The following is a 16908-nucleotide window of genomic DNA, read 5'->3' on the forward strand; positions in this document are numbered from 1 at the left end:
CGGGAGGGCAATACGACGGGGAGGTGATTTTTTCTACGAAAAAAACAGTAGGCCCTCACCGGCCGGCGATCAGCCGCGCCTCTTCCTTTCCCCTGCCTTCGTCGACACGGCTCAGCAGCAGGCCCCCAGCCAAAAACAGGACCGCCACCGAGACGATGCCGATGCGCGAGGCCGAACCGCCCTCGAAACCCATGGACCGCGCCAGGATGCCCGTCGCGCCGATGAGGAAGGGCCCGGCGACGGTGGCGAAGCGGCTCAGCATGTTGTAGAAGCCGAAGAACTCGGCCGACTGCCCGGGCGGGATGATCCGGGAGTAGAGCGAGCGGCTCAGCGCCTGGACGCCCCCTTGGACGAGGCCGATCATGCAGGCCAAGATGAAGAATTCCCGCGGGTGATCGATGAACGCCCCGTAGACGGTGATGAGCAGGTAGACGGCGATGCCGATCAGGATGGCCCGCTTCGCCCCGATCCGCTCGCCGAGGCGGCCGAAGAAGAGGGCGGCGGGAAACCCGATGAACTGCGTCAACAGCAGCGCGACGATCAGGTCGTCGGCCTTGAACCCGATGGAGAGGCCGTAGTCGAGGGCCATGACGATGATCGTGTCGACACCGTCGATGTAGAGCCAGTAGGCCGCGAGGAACAGGCCGATCGTCCTCAGGTCCCGGATCCGCCGGAACGTGTCGCGCAGCTGCGCGATTCCCTCCCGTACGGCGGCCAGGCGCGACGGGGAATGCGCGCCGCCCTTCTCCCGGACGAGAAACGCCAGGGGCAGGGAAAACAGCGCCCACCAGAGCCCGACGGAGAGGAAGGAGATCTTCACCGCGCCGCCGCTGTCGGGCAGGCCGAAGGCGGCGGGCGAAAGGGTCATCCAGACGTTGAGGGCGAACAGCAGGCCGCCCCCGAGATAGCCCAGGGAAAACCCCAGCGAAGAGACGAAATCCCTTCGCGCCTCCGCCGCCACCGTCGTCAGCAGGGAGTCGTAGAACACGATGGAGCCGGCAAAGCCCATCATGGCGAAGACGTAGCAGGCTGCCGCCGCCTGCCAGCCGCCCCGCGGGATCAGGTACAGGCAGGAGGTCGCCGCGATCCCGACGGAGGCGAAGAAGAACAGGAACCTCTTCTTTGCGGCGCCCCGGTCCGCGATTGCCCCAAGGACGGGGGCCATGAGGGCCACCAGGATGCCCGCCGCAGAGTTGGCGAGCCCCAGCTTCGCCGTGCTCACCACGGGGTCGGTCCCCACGGCCCAGTATTCCTTGAAGAAGATGGGGAAAAAGGAGGCCATGACCGTCGTGGCGAAGGCCGAGTTGGCCCAGTCGTAAAGGGCCCACCCGAAAACGGCTTTGCGGTCTTCCTGCACGTCAGGACCCCCTGTGCGTCACAAAAAACCCCCCGCGGGCCGCGAAGGGTTTTTCGGCCGGATCGTGCATGCCCCTGGGATCACTTCCCCCCGGAGATCTTGGCCACGCTTGCGCGCAGCGCGTCGGCGTGGGCGTTGGACACGTTCTGCTTCACGAGGATGTCCGCCGGCGTGACGGCCTTGCCGTAGTAGGCCTTGTTGAGACTCTCGCGGACGTCCACGATCGCCCCGTCGAGGGAAATCCCCCCGTAGAGCCCCTTGGAGCGCGAGAAGGCCAGGATGTCGGCGCTGATGTTCGCCGTGGCGGCCTGGGCTCCGGCGCCGTACGGCCCGGCGGCGATGCCCACGTCGGCGCCCAGCTTGACGCTGTTCTGCAGCATGGTCGTCACCCCCCGGTCGGTCATGGCCAGCAGGATGACCTCCGAGGCCTGGCCGCCGATCTGGAGGCCGAAGCTGACGCTGCCGATCGTGTAGAAGGCCGGGTAGGTCCACTTGCCGCCCTCGCCGCGCACGAGGAACACCCCGGTGCCGCCCGATGCGCCGACGACGAAGGCGCCCTTGAGCACCTGCGGGGCGATGAAGATCCCCTTCGCGCTGCGCGAGAGCTTCCGCATCTCCGTGAAGTTCTTGTCGGACATGAAGCTGTTGAAGGTGATGTTCGCCTTCGTGACCACGGCTTGGGCGTCGGCCCGGTCACTGGCGGCGGCGGCTGCGGGGACGGGGACAAAGACGGCGAGCGCGGCGGCTGCCAGCAGCAGGACGAATGACCGTTTCATGGGACCCTCCTTTTCGCGGTGGATACGGGCGGGTGTATCCCGGTTTGCCGATAGGCCATTGATCTCTCTTGCCGGACAGTATACCGAAAGCGGCGGGAATTGAAAAAACATTTTATCGGGCGCCCCGATCCCGCTCACGGCGACGGAGACGCGCTGGCCGCGGCAGATAGCCGGTCCACCTCGCGCACGATCCGCTCGCGGAGGCGCCGCAGGCGCCTCTCGGTGTGGCGGGACCACCGGCCCCCGAAAAAGGGATGCGGCGGGGGCGGCCGGATGCCGAGGGTCTCGTGCCACTCGAAATAGCGAAGCGTCAGCCAGCTCAGGGGCAGGATCCCCGCGACGAACAGCAGGGCCGCGGGCCAGCCGAGCGCCGCGCCGATGAGGACCGCCTCAGCCAGGTAGGCAAGCGGGAAGACCAGCAGCGACCAGGCGATCGTCATCGTGGCGATGTCGGTCCGCGGCATCCGCCTGCGCCCGATGAGCCACCGGACGATGCGGTAGGGGACCCAGTTGAAGGCCCATCCCGCCCACGCGGCCATGGACCCGAGGGCCCCCAGGAGATCCTCCCCGGGGGTCCACGGGGTCTCGCCCGTGCGCGTGCCGGCAATGCGCGACAGCCGGCGATAGCGGGCGACCTGCCTCCGGAGCCGCCGCATCTCCGCGGGGCAGCACTGCCGCAGGGTGGTGACCCGCTCCTTGAATGCCCCGAGCCGCCGGTAGCGCTCTGCCCAGGGTTCACCGGTCCCGGACTCGTGGTAGATGCGCTCCAGCAGCACGATCAGCTCGCGGTCCTGGTAGGTCTCCGCCTGGAAGACGTGCTCGCCGAGCACGCGCTGGACCTCGGCCGTCAGCTCCCGGACGGCCGCCGCGGGGTCCGACGCGTACAGGGACGCCTGGCGGCCGCCGCTCACCGGCTCGGCCGCGAGGAGAAGGACGGATGAGCGGAAGATCGACCCCTCCTCGTAGTTGATCCCGACCGGGACGATGGGCGCCTCGATTCCCCTCGCGCGGGCCAGGAAATGCAGCCGGGCCGCGCCCGTCTTGAGCGGTCCCAGGAACGCCCGCTCGTAGGAGCCCCCCTCGGGAAAGATGACGACGGTCTCGCCGTCGGCCAGCGCGTCGACGCAGGCGTCGAAAAAGGGGGTGTAGTCGACGGGTCCCGGGGCCTCCTGGCGGCGGAGCACGGGGATCGCCCGCATCCGGCGCAGGATCCCGCCGACCACGGGGATGCGGAACAGGGAGGCCTTGGCGATGTGGCGCAGCCGCAAAGGGGGGCTGAGGAAGAGCGTGAGCAGGGGGTCGAGAAGGTCGTTGGGGTGATTCAGGGCGAGGATCGCCGGGCCCTGCGAGGGGAGGTGCTCACGCCCCTCGATGACGATCTCGCGGAAGAAGAGTCTCCCGATGAGGCGGAAGAAGGCGGGGAGCATGCCGGTCATTCAGTCCATCCGGTCCGTTCCGTCAGTTCCGTCGAATCCCGCCCGGATCCCGAACCCTGCCCCCCCGCTGCCCGCACTCATCGCTGCGTCACCCGCTCCACGAAGGGGGCCAGCTTCTCGGCAATCGCCCTCAGCTCCGCGTCGCTGTACGATGATGCACCGAGGTACTCCCGGTCCAGCGCCTTGGACGGGACGAACTTCTGCAGGACGAAGCGCCGGGCCCCGGGGATGAGGTGCCCGATCGCCTCGAGATCCGCCGGGGCGAGCAGCGTCCGGACGGCCGTTGTCCGGAACTCGTAGTCGATGCCGGAGCCCATGATGAGGCCGATGCTCCTGCGGATCCGTTCCGTGTCGGCGGCGGTCCTCGTGACCTCGCCGTATTTTTCCAGCGGGGCCTTGATGTCCATGGCCACGTAATCCAGGAGCGCCCGGCCGAGCAGCTCCTCGAGGACGTCGGGGAGGGCCCCGTTGGTGTCGAGCTTGATCCGGTAGCCCATCGCCTTGAGGTGGATGATGAAAGGGATCAGCTCGCCCTGCAGGGTCGGCTCGCCGCCCGTGATGACGACGGCATCGAGGCGGCCCTTCCGCCTTTCGAGGAACGACAGGATCTCCGCCTCCGGGATCCGGTCCGAAAAACGCTCCGGGTCCACCAGCTCGGGGTTGTGGCAGAAGGGACAGCGGAAATTGCAGCCCTGGGTGAACACCACGGCGCTGATGACGCCGGGGTAGTCGATGAGGGACACTTTCTGGAATCCGCCGATCTTCATGATGAGCGTCTCTCCCGTTCAGGGTTGCCTCCGGATGTCCGCGCGCGGGGCGACCCCAGCCGTTTCGCGAGGGCCGCCGTCGCCACCAGACACCAGACGGCCTCGAGGACGACGAAGGGCATGAAGGCGATCATCCACGACGACCAGCACGCGAGGCCCGCGCCGGCGATGTTCATGCCGATGCAGGCAAAGCCGTCCTGGGCGATGAATTTGAAGAGACTCAGAAAAAAAGCCAGGAGCAGCAGGGCCACCCCCAGCGATCCGATCCAGGTTGCAGTGTCCATAGGAATTTTCCCGGTGCCCCTCACATCGGTTTCACGGCCAGGCTTACGGAGCCCGTGTGCGACGCGCCGGGCCGGGGCCTTCCCTTCTCGTCGGTCAGGGGCTTGTCCTCCAGCGTCACGAGGGTGCCCGTGACGGACTTGCGTCCCGAGGTGTCCCATCGGGCCATGAAGGTCCGCTGCCATTTCTTCCCGGGCTCGATCGCCTGGACCCGGTAGAGCCTCGGCTCGCCCGCCTTTCCGTCCGTCTCCACGTAGCGGAGTCGCACGGGCTCCGACTTCTCGGTGCCGTAGTTCTCCACGGTCACGGTGATGTTGACCCGCTTGCCCTTGCGGATGACGTGCGGCGCATTGCCCTCGAGGGGGATCTTCTTCTCCGCTTCCTGGATGAAAAAGGGCCCCACGCTGACCCGGAGCTTGTTGGTCTCGGGCCCCGCCTCGGCGCCGCGGGCAGGGGACGCCGCCCCGAGCAGGACAAAACCGGACAAAATGAGTACCCAAAGCGCTCTTCGCATGGCGGCCTCCGCGGTCTGACGTTGCGTGACCAATGTACAGGGAACGGCCGGGCCGGTCAATAGCGGATTGACCGGGGGCCGTCCTCCCGGCGGATCTTGAGGGATAGCAGCATCGACAGGGCAATCAGCCCCGCGCAGGCGAGCCAGAAGTACCCGTAGCCGCCCGTCGTGTCGTAGACCCAGCCCGCCGCCGTGGGGCCGATGACGCCCCCGAGTGACGCGGCGCCGAGGGTGATGCCCATGAGTTTCCCGAAGCTCTGCACCCCGAAGTACTCCCGGACGACGGCCCCGCGCATGACCATGTTGCCGCCGAAGCCGGGCGAGAAGAACAGCAGGAACAGGGCGATCGGCCACAGCGCGGCCGCGAAGTGAAAGGCGACGAGGCCGGCGGCCATGCAGGAGAACGCCGCCGCCATGACGTAGCGCTTCTCCGTCACGTCTCCCAGCCAGCCGAAGCCGAACCGCCCGGGGATGCTGAACAGGGGGATGGCCGCCGCCACGAGGCCCGCCGTCTCCCGCGCGATCCCCTGTGCCGCGAGGTAGGGCATGACGTGGACGACGACGGCCGTGAGCACCGTGAACCGGATGGCCTCGACGAGGTTGAGCCACAGGAAGGGCCGGCTCCGCAGGGCGTTCCGGAAGGGGACCCCGGCCTCGCGGGTCGCGGCCGGTCCTTCGGCGTCCGCCGCCGGCATCTTCGGCAAGGGGGCGCCGTCGGGCGCAAGCCCCATGTCCTCGGGCCTGTCGCGGATGACCAGGGCGAGGGGGATTCCCAGGACCCACATGCCCGCGCCCTGCAGGATCATGGCCGAGCGCCACCCGTAGCTGTCGATGAGCCAGACCATGGCGGGCACCAGCAGGCCGCTGGCGCCGAACCCCGAGACGGTGATGCCCATCGCCTTGCCGAGATTGCGGCGGAACCACCGGGCCACGACGGCCAGCGTCACGACGCTCGTGCAGCCGCCGGCGCCGAAGGCCAGCAGGATGAAGGCGGCGTAAAACGTCCAGAGGCTCTGCGTGAGGCTCAGGAGCATGAAGCCCGCGCCGATCGTGACGACCCCGGCGAGGATGAGACGCCGCGGGCCGAAGCGGTCCACGAGCACGCCGACGATCGGGGCGAGGATGCCCATCTCGAGCCCCCGCAGGCTCGACGCGAAGGAGACCTCCGTGTAGCTCCAGCCGAACTCGCGGACGATCGGGTCGATCATGGCGGTGAAGCCGAAAAACCCGAAGCAGCCGACGTAGATGCTGATCAGGAAGCAGGCGGCGACGATCCGCCACCCGTAGAAGAGTGCCGGGAACATGGTTGGGAAGGATACTCCCGCCGGTCCCGGAACACAAGGGCTTTCCCGGCGTCCCGCGCGGTCAGTCCCGCCTCGGGTGGGCGGCGAAGAACTCCCAGATCGCATCGGTGGCGGAGATCTCGCGGGAGGGCTCATCGGCCCAGAAGGCCCACTTCGTCCCGCCGGGCCAGGTGTGGCCCTCCCCGTCGAGGGTGACGAGGCGCACCGCCGTGCCCGCGGCGCAGCCCTCGTAGGTCTCGATGGTGACCTTTCCCCTCCGCTGCGTCTGCGGCCTGTCGGGGCAGGCGTTGTGCCGGACCCAGAAGGCGACGGCCTCGGAGACGGGGCGGTCGACGCGCGGGTTGCGGATGTCGGCCATGCGCAGCGGTGGCCCCCCGGTGTAGCGGACGTGCAGGTCCGCCGTCCCGTGCAGGGCGATCAGGGAGACGGGCCGCGACGGGCGGCACTCGATGTTCTGGGCGCCGACCACGGGGCCGGCCGCGGCGACGAGGTCCGCAAGTTCGCAGGCCAGCCGGTAGCTCATCATGCCGCCGTTGGAGATCCCCGTGACGTAGACGCGACGGGGGTCGACGGCGAAATCCTGCTTCAGCCGGCCGATGAGGGAGCGGACAAACCCGACGTCGTCGATGCGGTTCTCGTAGGCGTAGGCGCAGCAGTTGCCCGCGTTCCAGGTGAGAAAGCGGTTCTGCCAGCGGCCCGAGCCGTTGGGGTAGACGGCGATGAACCCCTCGCGGTCCGCCTTCCCGCTGAACCCCGTCATCTTCGCCATCTGCTCGCCGTGGCCGCCCCCGCCGTGAAAAACGAGCACCGCGGGCAGGTTCCTCACCCCGTCGTAGGCGGGCGGCAGGTGGACGAGGTAGGTCCTCGCCCTGCCGTCGTGGCGCAGGGAGTGCAGGGTGTCTTTCCCCTTCGCGCCGGCGGCGCAGCCCGGATGCGCCCCAAGCGCGAGCAGGACAGCCGCGCAGAGGGCTGCAAGGGGCCCGGGTCCGTGAAATACCCTTTGCATAATCGCCGCCATCCCCTATAATCGTCCGACAGCATCCGAGAGGGAGGACGGCATGAAGATAACAGGTCTCGATCAAATTGAGAAGGTCAAGATGACGATGGAAGGGGCCAAGGACGTCCTGAAACAGGTCCCGCTCTCGAAACACGACGGCGCTCCCAACTTTTCCTTCCGCGTCTTCACCATCCTGCCGGGGGGACACACGCCCTACCACACCCACAGCGTGGAACACATGAACTACATAATCGAGGGCGAGGGGGCCGTGGTGGACGAGGCGGGGAGGGAGCATCCCGTGAAGAAGGGGCAGTTCGTGCTGGTGCTGCCCGAGGAGAAGCACCAGTACAAGAACGTCTCCGCCACGGAGCCGATGGTCATGATCTGCGCCGTCCCGAAGGAATACGAGTGAAGCGGCGCGGCGTGACAGGACACTGAAGACCCGGCCGCCCGACGGGGCCGGGTCTTTTTTCCCCTACTTCGCAGGTCCGTCCGGACGGTCTGCAAGGAACCGAAGCATCTCGTGGATGAAGGCGGCGCGCCCCTTCTCGGGCCGGTCGAGGAGAAGGAAGTGCGTGGCGCCGTGCAGGACGATGAACTGCCTCCAGGGCGCGTTGACGATCTCGGCATGGAGCGCCTGCAGGTCCTCGGGCCTCGACCAGTGGTCGAGGGTGCCCCGGGCATAGAGCGTCGGCACGCGGATGTCCCTTGCGTCCCAGAACTTCTTTCCCTGCGCCATCTCGAAGTGCTCCCGGCGGAATGCACCCGGGATGCGAAGCCCGCCGGAGGGGGCATCGGCCAGGGCCAGGGTCACGTAGGCCTTCGCCACGCGGGGGTCGCGCCACTTCGTCTTGTCCGCGTCGGGGATCGCCCGGTCCCAGTCGGCCGTGAGACTCGCCGCGTCGGCGACGGCCGCCCCCCCCGCCTGGGGATCGAACGTGCCCGGCCTCTCGCGGTGCTCGAAGGCCCTGCCGGCCGGCCAGGGCGCCTTGACCCCGTAGAGGGTGTTGAGCAGGACGAGGCGGCTCACCTTGCCGGGGTTTTTCACCGTGTAGAGCGCGGCCCAGTGGCCGCCCGCGCCCAGCCCCATCAGGGCGACCCGGTTGTCCCCGCAGCGGCGAAGGATCCAGTCCACGACAGCCGAGATGTCCCTCACGGCCTCATCGGAGCACGCCTCGGTTGCCTTGCCTGCCGATTTGCCGAAGCCGCGCACATCCATCAGGTAGACGAAATAGCCCGCAGCGGCGATGTCCTCGGCCAGGGAGTATTGCGGCACTGTCGGGTCAAAGTTGGGAAGGCTTCCCGGGCCGCCACCGTGGACGAGGAGCACGGGGGAGCCCTGCTCCTCCTTCAAAGAGGCCTTGATCTCGCGGACGAAAATCCTGACGCCGGGTTCACTCTCCAGGAAAGTGTCGGCGCGGAAAAACGCCTGCGCCTCGGCATCGGGCCAAAGCCCCTGCAGAACCGTGACCGCCAGGATGACCAGGATAAGACGACCCTTCACCGTCATTTGCCCCCTCTGCCATTGTCCATTGCGCCTGCACGGTGCTGCGTTTGCCCCAGGCCGCGCACCGCTGATACTATCGGCACAAGGGGCAAACTTTTCAAGGCCCTTTTGCGTTCCCGGACAGGGGGCGGCCGCGGCAGGCCGGGAGCACGGCAGGCATCGGCATATGTATAACAGCTTGAAATCATTTACGATTATTTTTGGCGGGGCGGACTTGGATTTCGGCTGTAAAGTCGTTATCATAGAGCCCGAATCAGGGCGGTACGCTTCCCCGGCGTATCCGGGCCCGACGGCGTCAGAAGGAGTGAAAACCCCATGATCCTGCACCCCTATCCCACGGTTACCCAGAGGACGAGGGATGACTGCGGGGCTGCCATCGTCTCGTCCATCCTGCGCAAGCACAACATCAAGCACCAGTACAGCCGCCTGTGCCGGGAGCTCAACGTCAGCAAGGAGACCGGGACGGAGGAGCCCGACATCGTCCGCTTTCTCAACAGCAAGGGGTTCCGCGCCTGGATGACCTACGACATGACCGTCGACTCGCTGGTCAATTTCATCGACTCCGAGATCCCCGTCATTCTCATCATCCAGGCCTACAGCCGCAGCAAGAAGGAAGACCGCTACGAGGGACTCACCAACTACGGCCACTACGTGCTGGCCATCGGTCACGACGACGACCGGGTCATCTTCATGGACTCGGGGCTGCCCTTCGGCAGCTACGGGTACCTGACGAAGGCGGAGCTGGAGAAGCGCTGGTACTACGTCACCGGCGACAACCGCAAGCTGCGCGTCGGCATCGTCGTCGAGCCCCCCAAGAAGAACAACCTCATCCACATCCGCTGAACCGCCACCGCATTCTCTTCCGGCAGACGAAGCGGGGCGCGTCACCTTTCGGAAACGCGCCCCGTTGCATTTTGCGCGATCGAGCCGGGAGGGCGGCCTAGTGTGACAGGTCAGCGCGCCAGAGGTCCACGTGCACGCCATAGAATTTGTTCGCGGGCACCTTCATCGAGAAGGAGCAGAGGCTTGCATATCCCTTCCACGCGAACTGTCCCGGGCTCGGATTGCGAGAGGGAGGCGTGGTCGCGTAATCTTGGATCTTCACGTTTTCGGGAACGTTATCGAAGAACCACCCGGGCTTCAGGGTGATGGTGATTGTCACTTTGTTGTCGGAATCAGGGACGGAGAAGGTGACACTTCCCGCCTCGATGGTCTGTCCTGCGAACAGCTTGACCGTGCTGCCCGCTGCATAGGGGGTATAGGTGGCCCAGTTTCCTTTGCTGACATAGCGAGTGCCTGCGGCCCAGCCGGACTCGCCGTCGGAACCGCCCAGCCATACCTCGCATCCTCCGCCCGGCCGCCCCGTGAACGGATTTGCCGTTCCGACGGCCAAAGCTTTGTCCCTCCCGTCTTTTCTTACAGGGATAACCTCCCGGATCCCGTAATTATGGTAATTGCCGAAGCCGTTCAGGGTGACGGGCATCCAGTTCAGACCGTCGCAGCTCTTCCACAGGTCTCCGCCCCCGAAAAGCTTTTTCATCAGCGCCAGCACCTCCGGCGTGAGGCGGTTGTTGACGATGGCATCCGCGATTTCCGCGGGGAGCGATAGGTCCTTCGGATCGTAGAGTGACATGAAAAAGCGAAGGATATCTGGATTCTGCTCGAGCATCCCTATGGCAAAGACACCGAGGTCGAGTGTACCCACGTACAGGCAGTTCTTGAACACGTTCATGTTCCAGGCATAGACGTTGAACGGGTTGCCGAACCCTGCGCCCCACCCGCTCAGCGGGACGCGCAGGCTGGGACCGCCGTCGATGGGATCGTAGGCGATGCGGGACCCCACGATCAGCTCGGCATTGTCGTCCTTGTCGATCCGGATGATCTCGATTGGGCGAGTGCCCACCACCTCGCCGTTCTTCATCACCATGCCGATGCCGACCGCCGTTCCGATGTATAAGTAATTACCGAAGGCGGCCATGGTCATCCCATACTGGTTCCACGTATCGCCGAATCCGTTCTTCAGGACCCGGGTCCATACGTATTTCCCGTCGCTGCCGGTCGTCCCGTTCGTTTTCCACACCTCGAACCCGGTGACGAGGTTCACCGTCGATGCGTAGAGATGGTTGTTGAAGACCGCGAGGTAGTAGATTTCCGAGTTATTCCCCCCGAAACCGGGGTTGCTCACCGGTGTCCAGTCCTGGACTCCCGGGTCTTCTGATGCGAAGACGACAGCCTCTCCTCCCTGTCCTGTGCGCGGATCAGCGCCGACTGACACCGCCACGTAGAGCTTCCCGTTCCATTCCGCGATGGCCCGGATGTTGGTGGTCTGCCTGAGGTTCCTGCTCACGTCTTCCCATGTTCCCGGAGCCCCGCTTGCCGATCGCAGGATGGTGTTGTACGGCACAGGCGGCATCCATGTCCCGATCCCGCAGGCGTACAGGTAGCCCTTGAACTCGGCCAGCGCCCGGTATCCGTAGGCAAACGGCACCCATCTCCCGTCCTGTGTCTGGTAGACGCCCGATCGGTGAACCCTCTCCCATTGATTCTGCTTGTTGTACCGCCAGATCTCACCTTGAAAGGCCTCGGCCCACCCTCTGGAGAACCATGTGGTAGACGGTGGCGGGTCGGGCAACAGATCGGCTGGCAGCATGGAAGGGTCGATGGGGGAGCCTGTCATGCGGGACAAGGCTTCCATCATGCTGTGGAGATGGTGCCGGTTGGTCCCCACGTAGAGATCGCCGTTGAACGGCAGCACGCTCCAGGAATAGCTGTTTGCCGAATCACCGAATCCCCCCTCGGCGATTCTCACGAAGGCGCTTGCCGTTGCGACCCACAGAAAAAGGAAAAGACCACCAAGTATACCCGTCGCGATTCTCTTTTTCATGATGCACCTCCTGCGGCGTGAAGATCTGCGTGATGGATGATGGCACGATAGCGGTACATGAGGTGATTGGCCCGAGATGACGGGCTCGACGTGTCCGGCATGAAACGTCCGAAAGCCTTGCGGCCGATCATGCCTTTCCCAAATGAACGCACATCTTTTCCCCTGCCGCTTTTCGCCTAGAAACCGATTCGTCCTGTGCTCGCGCGGATGGGAGGATCAGGCTCGAAACTGTGTGTAAGGTCGCAGTAGGCAATGAAATTTCGCGGCTTACAGGAGGAAGATCGCTTATGCATCAGCACAAAGTGTACCGCTCCTGTAAGAAGTCGTAATCATTATCGATTGTTCAGATGTGGTTTTTTGCGGATTTCCTTTTTGTAAAGGGATTCGACAGCAGGGTAGAGAGGCGACGGGGTGAAATGAAAAAGATGTTTTATTTTCAAATAGTTGAAAGGATTCGCAATTCTGTAAAATTATTTTACATCAGGGAGAAAAAAGGCTGAAAATTCTCCTGGCCATCCTGTGAAATCTTAGGCCGTCCTTGATCTATTCCCAGAGAATTCGCGCATCGACGGCGAGGCAGCCGTTCTCTCCGGCTATCAGGGGGTTGATGTCGAGCTCGGCCACCCCGGGGTTTTGCGCAGCGAAATACGAGAGCCTCTCGATCGTCTCGACGAGGGCCTCCACGTCCGCACCCTGCTCGCCCCGCACGCCTTTGAGCAGGGGCCAGATCTTCAGCGATTCGAGCATCGCCCGCGCCGCGGGCCCGTCGACCGGGACGAGTTCGCGGCTCACGTCGCGGAAGACCTCGGTGTAGATGCCGCCCTGGCCGCAGGCCAGCACGTGGCCGAAGACCGGGTCGCGCTTGAGTCCCAGGAGGATCTCCGTGCCGGCGGCCTGTTCCTGGAGCTGAAAAGATTCGATCGGCAGGGCCGGGTCCTTTGCGCGCACGTTCCCCGCGATCCGCTTGCGGGCTGCCTTCAGCGCGCCGAGGGTTTTGATCCCCGTCACGATCCCGCCCCATTCGCTCTTGTGCAGGAAGGCCCGTCCCGCGAGCTTCAGGACGAAGGGCGGATTCAGGCCCCTCGCAGCAGCGAGCAGCGCGGCCAGGCTCTTGGCCTCGGCACCGCGCACGGCGGGGATGCCGTAGCAGCCGAGAATCTCCAGGGCGTCCTGCCCGAGGAGCACGCCTTCCTTTTTCCCCTTTGCGGCCAGTTCCGCCGCCTTCGCCTCGTCGACGGCGAAGGAGCGGGGGGAGGGGCTGGGGCGGTTCTTCGCCTGGTGGAACCGACGGCACCAGGCGAGTCCCTGCACGGCCTGCTCGATCGAGTCGAAGCAGGCCACCCCCGGAATCCGCTCGAAGCGCTCGACGGCATACTCGCTTTCCATGTAGGGCCACGCGGCAAGGGGCTTTCGATTCCCCGATGCCTTCCTGGCCTCCTCGAAGGCCTGCTCGAGGTTCAGATCTCCGTGAAGCGCGGATCCCGTCACGAAGAAGACGGCCAGCACGCCGTCAATGCCGGGCGAGCGGAGACATTCCGTCAGCGAGAGGCGCCACGCCGTCTCGTACCGGTTGCCGAGCATCCCGATGGGCCAGATGTCGATGGGGTTGGAGACGTGGATCCAATCGGGTAGGCCCTGGAGCAGCTGGTCCCGGAGCCCTGCGGGAATCTCCCCGAGGGTGAGCCCCTGTTCTTCGCAGGCGTCGGCGGCCATGATGCCCCCCGCACCGGTCACGGTGACGACCCCCACCCGCGGGCCCTGCATGTCTCCGAGTACGGCAAGAGCGTGTATGGCGTCGCGCATTTCCGCGCTGCTGCGGACTCGGAGCACTCCCGCCCGCCGGAAGGCCGCGTCGTAGACCTGGTCTTCGCCCACGAGCGACCCCGAGTGGGACAGGGCCGCGCGCGCCCCCGCCGTGCTGCGCCCCGTTTTGAGCGCAATGACGGGCTTCTTGCGGCCGGCCCGGTCCGCCGATTCGAGGAAGGCGCGGCCGCGCTTCAGGCCCTCCATGTGGATGACGATGACCTGCGTGTCCGGATCGTCGGCAAGATAGTCGAGGGCCTCCACGATGTCGATATCGCAGGAATTCCCCACGTCGATGGCCTTCCCGATGTCGCGCCACGCGAGGTTTCTCGAGGCCACCTGAATGAATCCGGTCTGGGCGATGAGGGAGACGGGGAGGAATCTTTCGGGGAAGGGGATCTCGACGAAGGCCGTGTTGAAATGCCTGTAGTTGTTGACGACCCCCAGCGTGTTGGGGCCCAAGACCCTGACGCCGGTCTCGCGCGCGCGGCGCGCGATCGCTTCCTGGAGCAGGCGTCCTCGCTCATCCGAGTCGGCGAATCCCTGGCTGATGATGAGCACGCGACGGATGCCGGCGCGGACGCAGTCCTCGAAGGCCGCCGGGACACGGTCGCGCCCCACGGAGATAACGGCCAGATCGACTGTCTCAGGGATATCGGCGACGGCGGGATAGACCTTCATGCCGAGGATCTCGCCGCCTGCCGGGTTTACCGGATAGATGCGGCCCTTGAAGCCGTAGCGGAGCATCATCTCGGCGTTGTTGAAGGCTCCGGCCCCTGTCCTGCGGGGGGTTCCGATCAGTGCAACGGATGCGGGGTCCATGAATTTGTGCATCGGGCGCCCTCCTGAACGGCGGATGTGGGATTCGTGCCGCAGGTGCAGTATCCATTCATGGACTGCTTCATTCAAGAAAAAAAAGGACTTCGCAGCTCGTCCGGCCCCGTCCGTTTATCTATCCCGCGACCCATGTGGTCAGAAATGCGCCGATGACCGACAGGATGACGGCGCAGAGATATTCGTGGCACAGGACAAAGAGCCTGAGCCTCCTACGCATGTTCCTCATGGCGATGGACCTCCTGCTTCGAGCTTTTAACGGCTTTAGGCGCCGCGTCGCGCGACGGCCTGCCCGGTGCCTTACGCACAAGGGGTGCCGAGCGACCGGTATTCAAAAAAATCCATGATTGCGGACACTTGGAACGTCGCGCAGCAGCCCTGCCTTCGCCGCGGGGCATGGCGGACCGTGCCGTCCCCGGGGCATGGGAGGAAATAGTGCAGGGATATAAGTGGGTTGAGGAAACGCGTCCGTTGTGGACGGGTCCGTTTCGGAAGGCCTCTTTGCCGTCTGCGGATCAGGATTTTTCGAATCGGTTCATCGTGATGCCGGGGGCCCGATCGAGGAGCAGACCTGGTTTTTGCCCCTTCTCTTGGCCTCGTACATGAGGCGGTCGGCCCGGTTGATGAAGTCCTTCATGCCCTCTCCGGGCCGGTATTCGGCGACCCCGATGCTCACCGTCTTGGCCTCCTCGCGGCCGGGCACGGGACGGAAGCGCTCGGCTGCGAATTCCGCCCGGATTCTCTCCGCCACGACCTCCGCCTGCTGCCCCTCGGTTTCCGGCATGAAGACGGTGAACTCCTCGCCGCCGTACCGGAAGGCCCAGTCCGTGCGCCGGATGCATCGCTGGATGGTCGCCCCGATGCGCTCGAGGACGCGGTCGCCCTCCATGTGGCCGTAGGTGTCGTTGAAGTGCTTGAAATCGTCGATGTCGAGGAGCAGCAGCGACAGGGGCCGGCCGTAGCGCTCGGTCCGCTCGATCTCGGCCTGCAGGAGGCTGTAGAAGTGCCGCTGGTTGTAGAGGCCCGTGAGGTCGTCGGTGATGCTCAGCTCCATGTAGCGCGACTCGCTCTGCTTGAGCGCCTCCTCGGTTCTCTTGTGCCCTTCGATCTCCCGCTGCAAGGCGTCGACGTGGGTCCGGATGCGGCTCGAGAGCACCGCGATGATCGCGGCGACGGCCATCAGCGCGAAGCCCCGGATCAGGCTCTCGATCAGGACCCGCGCGTCGCCGGGGAAATGGAAGAACACGAGAAGCAGGTAGACCATCACGAGGAACAGCGACAGCAGCAGTCCCCGTTCCCGGTACTGGTAGGATGCGATGAGAATGGGGATGTAGTAGAGATGGACGAAGATGCCCGTGATGTCCTCCGAGAGGCAATACACGGAGACGAGGATGGCGAGCACCGACGTGGCGGCCGTGTAGAACTGCCAGTGCTTGTCGCTCAACGTCGCCTCCTCCCGGGTCTTCCCCCTCCCGATATCACAGCAGCCAGCTGACCGCGATGTAGGTCACGATGTCCTCGATCGTGCTCAGCAGCGGGGTGGTCGCACCGCCGCTGCCCGCGTCGACGCTCCCGCGAAGGCCCTGCCGCAGGGCCTGGGCGGCGGAACCGGTGAGGATCCCGTAGAGCGTCGCGAAATCGGCGTTCAGGAACGTGGACGCGATGAAGGCGAGAAACCAGATGACGCCGTACTCGAAGAAGTGGTGGATGTGCGCGACCCCGGGGATCTTGTCCAGCGTGAAGCCGATGAAGGCGATGATCCAGAAGACCCAGAGATAGGTGCCCAGCCAGTTGTTGCCGCCGTTGAGGGTCCTGTCGTCCTTGAAGTCGTAGGCGACCTTCAGCAGGGCGATGCCGGGGGAAAGGGCGGACACGGCGCTCAGCAGGTAGAGCTTGAGCTGCGGGACCGGCTGCTTCGCCGCGCCGTTCTGGACGGCGGGCCCCGTTCCTGAAGGGGGAGCGCCCGGCGGCGGGTCCGCTGTCCGCGAGCAAGATGCGAGGCCGGCAGCGTGCACCAGGAGGGCCGCGCAGAGCGCGAAGGCAAGAAGAGATCTTTTCACAAGAATTTCCCTTGTCCTGTAATGTGTTACGCCTTTTTCTGCAGGTACAGTCTGAGGGCTTCGGCGTTGTTGACGACCCGTTCCGTGGAGCCGTACACGAAAGTCACGGGGCCTTTCCCCATGGCCCCGATCAGCGCCTCGACGGCCGACGCGTTGCCGTCCAGCTCGGCGAAGTATCGCTTCGTGAACTCGTCCCACTTCGCGGGGTCGTGGCCGTACCATTTCCGCAGTTCGTTGGAGGGTGAGACGTCCTTCGCCCAGTGGTCGATTTTCGCCTTGTCCTTCGTGAGGCCCCTGGGCCAGAGCCGATCGACGAGGATCCGCCTGCCGTCGGATGCAGCCGGCGCGTCGTAGACGCGCTTGATTGCGATCTTGGCTTTCATTGCG

Annotated in this window: 15 protein-coding genes and 1 pseudogene; 2 read left to right on the top strand and 14 right to left on the bottom strand. The window is 65.3% G+C overall.

Annotated features, from left to right (window positions below; translation table 11 throughout):
- Positions 1-55: 55 nt before the first annotated feature.
- The 8 genes and pseudogenes from HPY67_09425 to HPY67_09460 form a co-directional block, all read right to left on the bottom strand.
- Complete coding sequence (locus HPY67_09425; GenBank protein NPV04939.1) at positions 56-1357, bottom strand: MFS transporter; 1302 nt, start codon at positions 1355-1357, stop codon at positions 56-58.
- Positions 1358-1437: 80 nt separating this feature from the next.
- A complete protein-coding gene (locus HPY67_09430; GenBank protein ID NPV04940.1) occupies positions 1438-2133 on the bottom strand; it encodes a lipid-binding SYLF domain-containing protein in 696 nt (231 codons plus the stop codon).
- Positions 2134-2267: 134 nt separating this feature from the next.
- Complete coding sequence (locus tag HPY67_09435; protein ID NPV04941.1) at positions 2268-3569, bottom strand: hypothetical protein; 1302 nt, start codon at positions 3567-3569, stop codon at positions 2268-2270.
- Between the two features lie 77 nt (positions 3570-3646).
- Positions 3647-4336 carry an anaerobic ribonucleoside-triphosphate reductase activating protein gene (locus HPY67_09440; protein ID NPV04942.1) on the bottom strand — a complete coding sequence of 230 codons (690 nt, stop codon included), beginning with the start codon at positions 4334-4336 and terminating at the stop codon, positions 3647-3649.
- Between the two features lie 80 nt (positions 4337-4416).
- Positions 4417-4620, bottom strand: a pseudogene (locus HPY67_09445) (hypothetical protein).
- A 20-nt stretch (positions 4621-4640) separates the two neighbouring features.
- Entirely contained in the window at positions 4641-5132 is a 492-nt protein-coding gene (locus HPY67_09450) for a hypothetical protein (GenBank protein ID NPV04943.1), read from the bottom strand.
- A gap of 56 nt (positions 5133-5188) precedes the next feature.
- Positions 5189-6436, bottom strand: a complete 1248-nt coding sequence (locus HPY67_09455; protein NPV04944.1) for an MFS transporter — start codon at positions 6434-6436, stop codon at positions 5189-5191.
- 61 nt (positions 6437-6497) lie between these two features.
- Positions 6498-7442, bottom strand: coding sequence for a polyhydroxybutyrate depolymerase (locus HPY67_09460; GenBank protein ID NPV04945.1), 945 nt, complete (start codon positions 7440-7442; stop codon positions 6498-6500).
- A 52-nt stretch (positions 7443-7494) separates the two neighbouring features.
- On the opposite strand from HPY67_09460, the gene HPY67_09465 reads away from it, so the two are divergent.
- Positions 7495-7845, top strand: coding sequence for a cupin domain-containing protein (locus HPY67_09465; protein ID NPV04946.1), 351 nt, complete (start codon positions 7495-7497; stop codon positions 7843-7845).
- A gap of 63 nt (positions 7846-7908) precedes the next feature.
- On the opposite strand, the gene HPY67_09470 is transcribed toward HPY67_09465, so the two are convergent.
- Entirely contained in the window at positions 7909-8937 is a 1029-nt protein-coding gene (locus tag HPY67_09470) for an alpha/beta hydrolase (GenBank protein ID NPV04947.1), read from the bottom strand.
- 318 nt (positions 8938-9255) lie between these two features.
- Between HPY67_09470 and HPY67_09475 the strand changes: the two genes are divergently transcribed.
- The gene (locus HPY67_09475; GenBank protein NPV04948.1) at positions 9256-9783 is read left to right on the top strand and encodes a hypothetical protein; all 528 of its coding nucleotides are present in this window, start codon (positions 9256-9258) and stop codon (positions 9781-9783) included.
- A gap of 97 nt (positions 9784-9880) precedes the next feature.
- Here HPY67_09475 and HPY67_09480 read toward each other — a convergent pair whose 3' ends face one another.
- The 5 genes from HPY67_09480 to HPY67_09500 all read right to left on the bottom strand — a co-directional run bounded on the left by HPY67_09480 (position 9881) and on the right by HPY67_09500 (position 16904).
- Entirely contained in the window at positions 9881-11824 is a 1944-nt protein-coding gene (locus HPY67_09480) for a hypothetical protein (protein NPV04949.1), read from the bottom strand.
- Between the two features lie 543 nt (positions 11825-12367).
- The gene (locus tag HPY67_09485) at positions 12368-14461 is read right to left on the bottom strand and encodes an acetate--CoA ligase family protein (protein ID NPV04950.1); all 2094 of its coding nucleotides are present in this window, start codon (positions 14459-14461) and stop codon (positions 12368-12370) included.
- Positions 14462-14996: 535 nt separating this feature from the next.
- Positions 14997-15905, bottom strand: coding sequence for a diguanylate cyclase (locus tag HPY67_09490; GenBank protein NPV04951.1), 909 nt, complete (start codon positions 15903-15905; stop codon positions 14997-14999).
- 34 nt (positions 15906-15939) lie between these two features.
- Positions 15940-16521 (bottom strand): DUF4126 domain-containing protein, encoded by a 582-nt coding sequence (locus tag HPY67_09495; protein NPV04952.1) that lies wholly within the window; start codon positions 16519-16521, stop codon positions 15940-15942.
- Positions 16522-16547: 26 nt separating this feature from the next.
- A complete protein-coding gene (locus tag HPY67_09500) occupies positions 16548-16904 on the bottom strand; it encodes a DUF488 domain-containing protein (protein NPV04953.1) in 357 nt (118 codons plus the stop codon).
- Positions 16905-16908: the final 4 nt, after the last annotated feature.

Source organism: Syntrophaceae bacterium, from assembly GCA_013177795.1.
Classification (GTDB): domain Bacteria; phylum Desulfobacterota; class Syntrophia; order Syntrophales; family UBA2192; genus UBA2192.